10 protein-coding genes and 8 tRNA genes are annotated in these 10,072 nt (G+C 38.2%); all 18 read left to right on the top strand.

The features are described 5' to 3' along the window. Window positions 1–28: 28 nt before the first annotated feature. The 18 genes from acpS to ACIQ1H_RS19025 all read left to right on the top strand — a co-directional run bounded on the left by acpS (window position 29) and on the right by ACIQ1H_RS19025 (window position 9,818). Entirely contained in the window at window positions 29–382 is a 354-nt protein-coding gene (gene acpS, locus ACIQ1H_RS18940; RefSeq protein WP_402890978.1) for a holo-ACP synthase, read from the top strand. Window positions 383–473: 91 nt separating this feature from the next. Continuing rightward, window positions 474–1,565: a LolA family protein gene (locus ACIQ1H_RS18945; RefSeq protein ID WP_228134182.1), complete on the top strand. Its 1,092-nt coding sequence runs from the start codon at window positions 474–476 to the stop codon at window positions 1,563–1,565. 473 nt (window positions 1,566–2,038) lie between these two features. Next, window positions 2,039–3,160: an alanine racemase gene (alr, locus tag ACIQ1H_RS18950; protein ID WP_402890981.1), complete on the top strand. Its 1,122-nt coding sequence runs from the start codon at window positions 2,039–2,041 to the stop codon at window positions 3,158–3,160. Between the two features lie 459 nt (window positions 3,161–3,619). Next, window positions 3,620–3,883 (top strand): hypothetical protein, encoded by a 264-nt coding sequence (locus ACIQ1H_RS18955; RefSeq protein WP_139859927.1) that lies wholly within the window; start codon window positions 3,620–3,622, stop codon window positions 3,881–3,883. A gap of 4 nt (window positions 3,884–3,887) precedes the next feature. Continuing rightward, window positions 3,888–4,238 carry a type II toxin-antitoxin system PemK/MazF family toxin gene (locus ACIQ1H_RS18960; RefSeq protein WP_008177055.1) on the top strand — a complete coding sequence of 117 codons (351 nt, stop codon included), beginning with the start codon at window positions 3,888–3,890 and terminating at the stop codon, window positions 4,236–4,238. Between the two features lie 292 nt (window positions 4,239–4,530). Beyond that, a complete protein-coding gene (locus ACIQ1H_RS18965) occupies window positions 4,531–4,875 on the top strand; it encodes an STAS domain-containing protein (RefSeq protein WP_139859925.1) in 345 nt (114 codons plus the stop codon). Beyond that, window positions 4,862–5,332: an anti-sigma B factor RsbW gene (gene rsbW, locus ACIQ1H_RS18970; RefSeq protein WP_139859923.1), complete on the top strand. Its 471-nt coding sequence runs from the start codon at window positions 4,862–4,864 to the stop codon at window positions 5,330–5,332. The genes ACIQ1H_RS18965 and rsbW overlap by 14 nt, the downstream gene beginning before the upstream one ends. Further along, window positions 5,310–6,095 (top strand): RNA polymerase sigma factor SigB, encoded by a 786-nt coding sequence (gene sigB, locus ACIQ1H_RS18975; RefSeq protein WP_139859921.1) that lies wholly within the window; start codon window positions 5,310–5,312, stop codon window positions 6,093–6,095. Before rsbW ends, sigB begins: the two co-directional genes overlap by 23 nt. A 152-nt stretch (window positions 6,096–6,247) precedes the next feature. After that, on the top strand, window positions 6,248–8,422 hold the full coding sequence (locus tag ACIQ1H_RS18980; RefSeq protein WP_402890986.1) for a Tex family protein: 2,175 nt from the start codon (window positions 6,248–6,250) through the stop codon (window positions 8,420–8,422). A gap of 66 nt (window positions 8,423–8,488) precedes the next feature. Continuing rightward, complete coding sequence (locus ACIQ1H_RS18985) at window positions 8,489–8,962, top strand: SprT family protein (protein WP_228134180.1); 474 nt, start codon at window positions 8,489–8,491, stop codon at window positions 8,960–8,962. 78 nt (window positions 8,963–9,040) lie between these two features. Next, window positions 9,041–9,117: transfer RNA gene (locus ACIQ1H_RS18990), tRNA-Asn, on the top strand. 1 nt (window position 9,118) lies between these two features. Then, window positions 9,119–9,190, top strand: a tRNA-Glu gene (locus ACIQ1H_RS18995). 30 nt (window positions 9,191–9,220) lie between these two features. Then, window positions 9,221–9,296, top strand: a tRNA-Asp gene (locus tag ACIQ1H_RS19000). A gap of 5 nt (window positions 9,297–9,301) precedes the next feature. Beyond that, window positions 9,302–9,376 (top strand) — tRNA-Gln (locus tag ACIQ1H_RS19005). Between the two features lie 16 nt (window positions 9,377–9,392). Next, window positions 9,393–9,465: transfer RNA gene (locus tag ACIQ1H_RS19010), tRNA-Lys, on the top strand. Window positions 9,466–9,533: 68 nt separating this feature from the next. Further along, window positions 9,534–9,619 (top strand) — tRNA-Leu (locus ACIQ1H_RS19015). A 29-nt stretch (window positions 9,620–9,648) separates the two neighbouring features. Further along, a tRNA-Arg gene (locus tag ACIQ1H_RS19020) sits at window positions 9,649–9,725 on the top strand. Between the two features lie 19 nt (window positions 9,726–9,744). Continuing rightward, window positions 9,745–9,818, top strand: a tRNA-Gly gene (locus tag ACIQ1H_RS19025). Window positions 9,819–10,072 lie beyond the last annotated feature (254 nt).

Here is a 10,072-nt window from a genome sequence, read left to right on the forward strand (position 1 = left end):
TTTGGAAATAAGAAAAGGAGAAGTTCATATGATTAAAGGAATAGGTCTCGACATTGTAGAAACTGACCGTATTGTGAAGGCAATGACACGGACAGATAAATTTAAAGACCGAATATTATCAGAGAAAGAAAGAGCACTTTTTGCATTGCATACGGAATCTCGCAAAGTAGAATTTTTAGCAGGACGATTTGCGGCAAAAGAGGCTTTTTCAAAAGCGCTAGGTACAGGTATCGGTAAAGATTGTGCATTGCAAGATATTGAAATATTAAGAGGGGAAGCTGGTAACCCTGTTTTATATTTTAAAGGAGAGCTTGTGAATGGCTTTGTCAGCATCACGCATTCTAAGCAATATGCAGCCGCGCAAGTAATATTACTGTTGTAATAAAATATATTGCCTTTTCATCAAATGACATAACTGACACATACGGTTCATATATTGTCGTAGTGGATTTGAAAGAAGAAAGGGTGAAAGCGTGGGCAACCGTTTAGTTACTTGGCTCGTCTTAATTTGTGCGATATTACTTCTGTCGGCGTGTGGTACAGCCTCACAGGAAAAAGTGTTAAAGAAAGTTAATGGTAAATGGTCAGAGACGAATGGTTATGAGTTAGATGCTAAGATGGAGATTAAATCAGGTGGAGAACCTAGAACGTATGATGTTACAGTATGGCATACTAAGCCTGATTTCTATCGAGTGGAAGTAGTTGAAAGTGGAAAAGATGTTTCACAAATGATTGTGCGTAATGCTGATGGCGTTTTTGTAGTTACACCAACATTAAACAAAATGTATAAGTTCCAAAGTGATTGGCCAAAGAAAAATAGTCAGGCATATTTAATCGGAGCACTAGCAGAAGATTTAGCTGAAGATAAAAATTTAGTCATGAAAGAAGAGGACAAAGCATATATATTTGAAGCGGCTACTAGAAATAGCTATAAAAATAGTATGCCTCACCAAGTCATTACAGTGGATAAGAAAACTATGCTTCCTACGTCTGTAGTTATTATGAATGATGTTAAGGAAGAGCAAATCCGTATTACATTTAATAATATTAAATTAGGTGTACAACATGCTGCTAAAGAGTATGCTGTTGAGCAATTTACAGAATCAGATGATTCAAAAGGCGAACAAGCTGCACCTACAAATAAAGATGAAAAAGATGCAACAGATGATAAAGGTGCTAAAGGTGAAGATGGCGAAAAAGAGGCTGTCGGTGCAGAGGTAGAGTATGAAGAGTTCCAAACGCATTATCCAGTTGTCAATTTTGAGAACACTAAAATGACGGATGAAAAGGCTATTCGTGAGGGTGGCATGGATCGTGTTATTTTAACCTTTGAAGGTGATAAGGCGTTCACAGTTATGCAACAACCAGTTATGAAGGAGACGTCTATGTTACCAGTTACGTCGCCTGGCGATCCTGTAGACTTAGGGTTTACAATCGGTGCTATTACCGATACGTCTATTAGCTGGGAAAAAGATGGAGTTGCATTCTTTGTAGCTTCTAGTAAATTAACTAGAGAAGAAATGATGGAAGTTGCCGCTTCCATGACGATAAGTAGTATGAAATAATATTTTAAGCTACAGCTTTCTTTAGCGGAAAGCTGTAGCTTATTAGAAAAATGCACGTGTAATTACTACACTATTCTATCGATTAATACTATCTATAGAATAGTGTTATGTAATTTATAAAAAATGTACTGTTTTTTATAGGGAAAAAAAGGGAGATGGCAGCGCGTCGTCGAATTTAAGTAATTAGCTGTAAATTTTTAAGTAAGTGGAGCTAAGTATAATTCGAATTGTGGACGAGTATTACGCCTGAAATTTAACTTACATTTGCAGAAGTTCTCTACTTCGATAAGTGGAGGCTGAATGCACTGCATCAGTAGGAAGTTTTTCAATCCTTGCTGAATCAAGTTGAAGAACCCCGAAAGAAGTCATTAATATTGTAATCTGGATGTAATGAAGCCAAGGCATAATTGAATTGTTATATGGTAGTTTTTTCAATACATAACGGTTTAATAAATAAAAAAGAGGGTATTCTAATGGAGACACAGCAGCAATTTAGACCAACGAAAGCAATTGTAGACTTAAAAGCAATTCAGCAAAATATAAAAAAATTAAAAGAACTACTTCAACCAAATGTACAAATAATCGCAGTCGTAAAAGCCAATGCATACGGACATGGGGATATAGCAGTAGCTCAAGCTGCTTTGGAAGCTGGCGCAACGATGCTTGCAGTGGCTACACCAGACGAAGCATTACATATTCGAGCACATTTCGAAGAACCAGACATACTAATATTAGGAGCCTCGCCAGTAGCGTTTGCACCCTATGCAGCGCAACAGCGTATTACACAGACTGTATTTTCTAGTGAATGGATACAGCAAGCTTCAACGCTGCTAGCTGGTGAGGCAAATCCTTTACAACTACATATAAAGGTTGATAGCGGGATGGGGCGAATTGGGGTTCGCACAGAGCAAGAATTGCTAGAGGTATACGATACAATCCAGTCGACATACAATGTAGAATTGGATGGCATATTTACTCATTTTGCCACTGCCGATGAGGAAGAAACAGCTTATTTCGATAGTCAGGTACAATTATTTGAAAAGCTTATCTCTACATTACCTAAAAAACCTAGACTAGTACATGCTTCGAATACAGCTGCAGCATTAGTGAAAGATCATCATTTACACTATGACGCTGTCCGTTATGGCATCTCTATGTATGGGTTAGCACCATCTTCTTACGTTGAAGGGATTTTACCATTCCAATTAAATCCTGCATTTTCACTTGAGAGTGAACTTGTGCATGTTAAGCAATTAAAAGCTGGTGATTCAGTAGGTTACGGAGCTTCGTTTATTGCCCAGACTGATATGTGGATTGGAACGATTCCAGTAGGCTATGCAGACGGTGTTATTCGTAAGTTAGCTGGACAAGAAGTACTGATAGACGGACAAAGAATGCCGATAGTCGGACGAATTTGTATGGACCAATGTATGGTTGCTCTACCAAAAGCATATGCTATAGGTAAGAAAGTAACGCTCATTGGTCGTCAAGGGCAGGAAGTTATTTCAATGGATGAATGGGCAGCGAAGCTCGAAACTATTAATTATGAAGTACCATGCATTATTACAGCCAGAGTTCCTCGAGTATACATTTAACTTTTACTTTTATAAGTATTAGTTAAATGAGTAGGTTGCAGTATGGCTGAATCATCTTAATAGTTCCAGTGCAGGTGGAATTTTAACGACAGTTTTCAAGCAATCCATAAAAAGCCTGGACAATTATGCAGTAAAGCGTAATTGATAGTAGTTATAGCAGTCATCAAAAAATAATTTCCTTTATACTTCGCAGTTATAGAATATTTGTCGAAATTACTAATTGTATGGGGAACTTAATCCTGTTCGGTTATAACGTAGGCATATAGAGGATTTAAGCAATAGGCACCGATGTCCTTGAGACATTTGGAAGCAGTATATACCATCGACAACCAACGAAATTTTACAATTTGTTCTTCAAATTGTCAGATATTTTGTCATTTCATGTCTTTTCAACAATATCTTTCAATGGTAGAATGAGTAGTAATGAAAAAGTGTATGGTTCCGTTGGAGGTGCTTGCTGTGTACGAGAAAAAGTTAAGAGAAGCTACAATTGCTGTTCAAGATAGACTGTTTCTACAAACAAAGGAAGTAATTGAAGGTGAATCTTTTGTGCGTTTTTTGTCGCGCAAAAATTTAATGCAGGAGCAACCAAATCAAATACGGGAAGCTATGATGAAAGGATATGTTGAAATGTCTCATATTAATCTGATGATTGCAAGTGAATGCTTGCACGCGGAATATGAAGCACAACATACGGTGGAGCGTCTCGTTAGCGGGGGATGACACTTTGAATGTAAAACGTGGTGACGTTTTTTTTGCAGATTTATCGCCGGTAGTTGGGTCCGAACAGGGTGGCACTAGGCCGGTATTAATTATTCAAAATGATATTGGAAATCGATTTAGTCCAACTGTCATCATCGCAGCAATTACTGCACAGATTCAAAAGGCAAAGTTACCGACACATGTTGAAATAAATGCTGAGAAGTATGGATTTGAACGTGACTCGGTCATTTTGCTTGAGCAAGTACGTACAATCGATAAGTCTAGATTGACTGATCGTATTACACAGCTCGATCATGCAGTGATGGAAAAAGTGGATGGAGCGTTGATGATTAGTTTAGGGCTAGTTAAATTTTGATATACATATGTGTATAGAAACATCAGGGATTTTACTTATCCTGGTGTTTTTTTATTTATTTGCGTTATCATAAAGTTAGTTTACTATTTAATAGTATTAATAGAATGAAAAAAATTGCAAGTCATATTGATTAATAAGTTTGTAGAAGATTGTCGAGGCTTTTCTATTACCTCATAAAAAAATTACAGTTATGATATTAAATATAATTATTTATGTTTAACATCCGATAAATGTGGGAATAGAAAAAAAGTCGAATAAATATGGTGGAATAAATTTGGTGGAGGTGTGCTGTATGGACATGGTGGTACATTTTAAAAAAGAGGGTACGAAATTATATGGGTTTGTTGAAGGTGAGATTGATACGTATACAGCCTCAGGTCTTCGTGAGGAGCTAGAGGCAGTTAAGGTTACAAAAGGGATGGAAATTAAATTAGATTTATCGAAAGTAAATTATATGGATAGTACAGGACTAGGGATTTTTGTAGCTTTCTACAAAAGAGCTTTGCGTGAAGAAGGTAAAGTGAAAATTGTTGGACTATCTAAACGATTACAAAGATTATTTGAAATTACTGGCTTAAGTGAACTGATGGATATTGAAACTGATAAAAAGGTGGAATTAAGCAATGAAGGAATTTGATTATATTGAAATAAGGGTTCCTGCAAAACCTCAGTTTGTCAGTGTCATTCGTTTAACTGTTTCTGGATTAGCGAATCGTATAGGTTTTAGCTACGATGAAATTGAGGATTTAAAGATTGCTGTTAGTGAAGCGGTAACGAATGTTGTGCACCATGCTTATAAAGATGCTGAGGAAGGCGAAATTGTAATAGGTTGTGCCCTTTATGAAAACAAGTTGGAAATGATGATTGCGGATTATGGAAACAGCTTTAATTTTGAAGAGGTTAAAACGAAAATAGGGCCTTATCATCCTGAAGATAGTATTGCAGGGCTTAGAGAGGGCGGTTTAGGACTTTATTTAATGGAAACTTTGATGGATGAGGTGATGATTAATAACGATGGTGGCGTAACTGTTTTCATGACAAAGTACGTCGCTAGGGAGCAGGTGGAAAAAAATGTCGAAAGAATCACTACATAAATCTTCTTCAAAGGAAGATGTATTAAAGTGGATAGCACAGTACCAAACAACTGAGGATGAAGAAGCACAAACCAATTTGGTTATTCATTATCGAAATTTAGTTGAATCCATCGCACGCAAATATTCGTATGGTAAATCTTATTATGATGATATTGTGCAAGTAGGAATGTTGGGGTTACTAGGTGCAATTAGACGTTTTGATGCAAGTTTTGGCCGCAGTTTTGAGGCATTTGCAGTACCAACTATTGTTGGAGAGATTAAGCGATTTTTACGAGATAAAACATGGGACGTACATGTGCCAAGACGAATTAAAGAGATAGGGCCACGTATTAAATCGACTGTAGAATCGTTAACAATAGAATTCCAACGCTCACCTTCTATTCAAGAAATTGCTGAGCGTTTAGAGGTACCTGAAGAAGAAGTTTTAGAAGCGATGGAGATGAGTCGCAGTTATCAAGCACTTTCAATGGATCATTCAATAGAATCAGATAATGACGGAAGTACTGTCACTCTAGCTGATATTATGGGTAAAGAAGATATGGGTTATGAAATGACCAATAGAAGGATGATTGTTGCTGATGCTATGGAAGTTTTAAATGAACGAGAAAAGCAAGTTATCCAGCTTACTTATCTAGAACAGCTTAGCCAAAAAGAAGCGGGAGAACAATTGGGCATTTCTCAAATGCATGTATCAAGAATTCAACGAAAAGCAATTAAAAAATTACAAGAAGTCGTTCTTGCAAGTGGTAGTGTACCGCTGTGAGGATGACATGAAGGTGTTTATTACTAGCGGATTACTCCATCCGATAGCAATAAGCACCTTATATTTTTGTCTGCTTTTTCCATTAGGTAGACTATCTTTGGTTTTTTATTGAAGTGTAGTGGTAAAATGAAAAGAAAAAAGGTAGTGATAATGTGGAACAAAAACAAATGTTACAGCTTATTGCAAAGGATGTAGCTATCAGACCAAATCAAGCAGAGGCAGTGATAAAATTATTAGATGAAGGCAACACCGTTCCGTTTATCGCGCGTTATCGAAAAGAGGCTACGGGTTCTTTGGACGAGGTGCAAATTAAAGCTGTAGAAGATCGTTACCATTACATACAGCAACTTGAACAACGTAAAGAAGAGGTTCTTCGTTTAATTCAAGAACAGGATAAGCTAACTCCTGAGCTTGAAAATGCTATCCAAATTGCGACTGTTCTACAGCGTGTAGAAGATTTATATCGTCCATATAAACAAAAACGACGTACGAAGGCGACAATTGCAAAGGAAAAAGGGTTAGAACCTCTAGCCGACCTTTTGCTAGAGTATCGTAATGGAGCATTAGACCAGTTAGCTCAAGACTTTGTAGACAATGAAAATGTTGCAACGGTAGAAGATGCATTAGCTGGGGCACGTGATATTTTGGCGGAGCGCTTTGCTGATGATGCGGGGATAAGACAAAAAATTCGTGCTTTTTCTTGGAAAGATGGCGTGCTTGCAACAACATTAAAAAATGCGGAATTAGATGAAAAAAAGGTTTTTGAAATGTATTACGAGTATGAAGAACCTGTTAACCGTATTGTTCCTCACCGTATTTTAGCAGTGAATCGTGGGGAGAAAGAAGAGGTTATAAAGGTAGCGATACAAGTACCAATAGATCGTGTATTAATGATTATGTGGAAAGAATGGATACCTGCTACAGGTTCATCTCCTGCTATTGCGGAGGTGAAGCTTGCAATTGAAGATTCTTACAAACGTTTAATTCAGCCATCTATAGAAAGAGAGTTACGCAATGAATTAACAGAAAAGGCGGAGGCGCAGGCTATTCATATTTTCTCAGAAAATCTCCGTAACCTTTTACTACAGCCGCCACTAAAGGGCAAATATGTATTAGGCGTGGACCCAGCTTATCGAACTGGTTGTAAATTAGCCGTTGTTGATGAAACGGGAAAAATGCTAGAAGTTACAGCAATTTACCCACACCCACCAAAACCAGATGTGGCAAAATCAAAAGCTGTGGTGAAAGAAATGTTAGCGAAGTATCCTATTACGATTATTGCGATTGGTAACGGTACAGCCTCACGTGAAACGGAGCAGTTTATTGCTGATGTATTGAGTGAATTAAAAACAGATGTGGCTTATGTGATTGTTAACGAAGCTGGTGCATCCGTTTATTCTGCGTCAGAGATTGCGCGCTCTGAATTTCCTGATTTACAAGTTGAGCAGCGTAGCGCCGTTTCGATTGCACGCCGTTTACAAGATCCGTTGTCAGAATTAGTGAAGATTGAGCCAAAGGCAGTAGGTGTTGGACAATATCAGCATGATGTTTCTCAAAAGAAATTATCGGAGTCGTTATCATTTATAGTAGAAACAGCGGTCAATCAAGTCGGTGTTGATGTAAATACAGCGTCAGCTTCATTAATGCAATATGTTTCGGGCCTATCGAAAACGGTTGCTGAAAATATTGTGAAAGTACGAGAAGAAAATGGGCAATTTACAACGCGCTCACAGCTTAAGAAAATTCCGCGACTTGGTGCAAAAACGTATGAACAAGCAATAGGATTTTTACGTGTGCCTGAAGCGAAAAACCCATTTGATGCTACAGGTATTCACCCAGAGAGCTACAATATTGCTGAGCAAATTTTAGAAGTGGCTAATATAAATAAGAAAGAATTAGGAACACAAAAGGCAGAGGAAGCCATTGCATCCCTTAATGTTCAAGAATTAAGTAATGCATTAGGAATGGGCGTTGTTACGATTCAGGATATCGTGGATACATTAAAGAAGCCAAGTCGAGATCCTCGCGATGCCTTTCCACAACCACTACTTAAAACAGATGTATTAAAAATGGAAGATTTACAGGTAGGAATGGAATTACAAGGCACTGTACGTAATGTAGTCGATTTCGGTGCATTTGTTGATATAGGTGTTAAGCAAGATGGGCTTGTGCATATTTCGAAGTTGCAAAAGAAGCGTATTAAGCATCCATTAGAAGTTGTGGCGCTAGGTGATATTGTCACAGTTTGGGTGGAGCAGATTGAGGTAAATAAAGGACGTATTTCGTTAACAATGTTACCTCCAGAAAAACAAACAATTGAAAAGTAGTAATAAATTACTGCCACACTGTCTATACTGCGCAGTGTGGTATTCTTATTGTTAGAGGTGATGGTATTGAACAATGAGGAACTGCAACAGCTTGTAATGCGAATTTCATTAGAACATTTTCATAAACCATTTATGCATCGGGCATACTTTAACACAAGACTGCGGACAACAGGTGGTCGCTATCTTTTACAATCACATCATATTGAAATAAATCCAACAGCATATGAAATGTATGGTGTCAGTGAGGTAGAAGGGATAATACTTCATGAATTATGTCATTACCATTTGCACATAGAGGGGAAAGGCTACCAACACAGAGATAAGGATTTTAGAGATTTATTAAAAAAAGTGAATGCTCCTCGATTTTGTTCAGCGTTACAGAAGCCTACAGCTCGGAGTGCGAAACAACGTTCTCAATATAAATATGCGTGTATAAAATGCCATCAATTATATGTAAGAAAAATACGATTGAATGTAAAGAGATACTGTTGTGGCAAGTGTTCAGGGCAATTAAAGTTAGTTGAACAAAAAAAGTTTTAAAAAAAGATTGACGTTTACTGAGCTTATCCTTATAATAGTAAAAGTCGACAAGATAAAGACGATAAACAATATGATTATTCCGAAGTAGCTCAGTTGGTAGTAGCACCTGACTGTTAATCAGGTTGTCGCAGGTTCGAGTCCTGCCTTCGGAGCCATGGCCCCTTGGTCAAGCGGTTAAGACACCGCCCTTTCACGGCGGTAACACGGGTTCGAATCCCGTAGGGGTCATTTTTCATAAATATAAATAATTGTAACAATGGTCCCGTGGTGTAGCGGTTAACATGCCTGCCTGTCACGCAGGAGATCGCCGGTTCGATCCCGGTCGGGACCGCCACTTATTGGGGTATAGCCAAGCGGTAAGGCAACGGATTTTGATTCCGTCATGCCTAGGTTCGAATCCTAGTACCCCAGCCATTCATTTCTTATATATGAGCCATTAGCTCAGTTGGTAGAGCATCTGACTTTTAATCAGAGGGTCGAAGGTTCGAGTCCTTCATGGCTCATCTTTTTTAAGAAAAAAGGTTGATTTTTCTAGTTATCATAGTATAATAAGAAAGTTCCTGTTTTGAATGCGGTCGTGGCGGAACGGCAGACGCGCTAGGTTGAGGGCCTAGTGGGGGCAACCCCGTGGAGGTTCAAGTCCTCTCGGCCGCACCAAGTCAAGTTAGTTCAGTTATTTAACACTTGCGCCCGTAGCTCAATTGGATAGAGCGTCTGACTACGGATCAGAAGGTTGTGGGTTCGACTCCTGCCGGGCGCGCCATAATAACATTTTAATATTTGCGGGTGTAGTTTAATGGTAAAACCTCAGCCTTCCAAGCTGATGTCGTGAGTTCGATTCTCATCACCCGCTCCAAAAAAACATTTCAAAAAAATGTTGACATCATAAATGATTGATGATAAGATGTAAAAGTTGCTAAAAACAAACGGCGACATATGAACCTTGAAAACTGAACAAGCAAAACGTAATCAATATAGTTTTTAGTAACTAACTTCGTTAGTGAACAAAACAAAATTTTGGACATCAAAATTGATGCCAGCAAAACAATTTGAGCTAATCAAATTTCTTTTATGGAGAGTTTGATCCTGGCTCAGGACGAACGCTGGCGG

This window comes from Lysinibacillus sp. NPDC097279, assembly GCF_044761745.1.
In the GTDB taxonomy this organism is placed as follows: Bacteria; Bacillota; Bacilli; order Bacillales_A; family Planococcaceae; genus Lysinibacillus.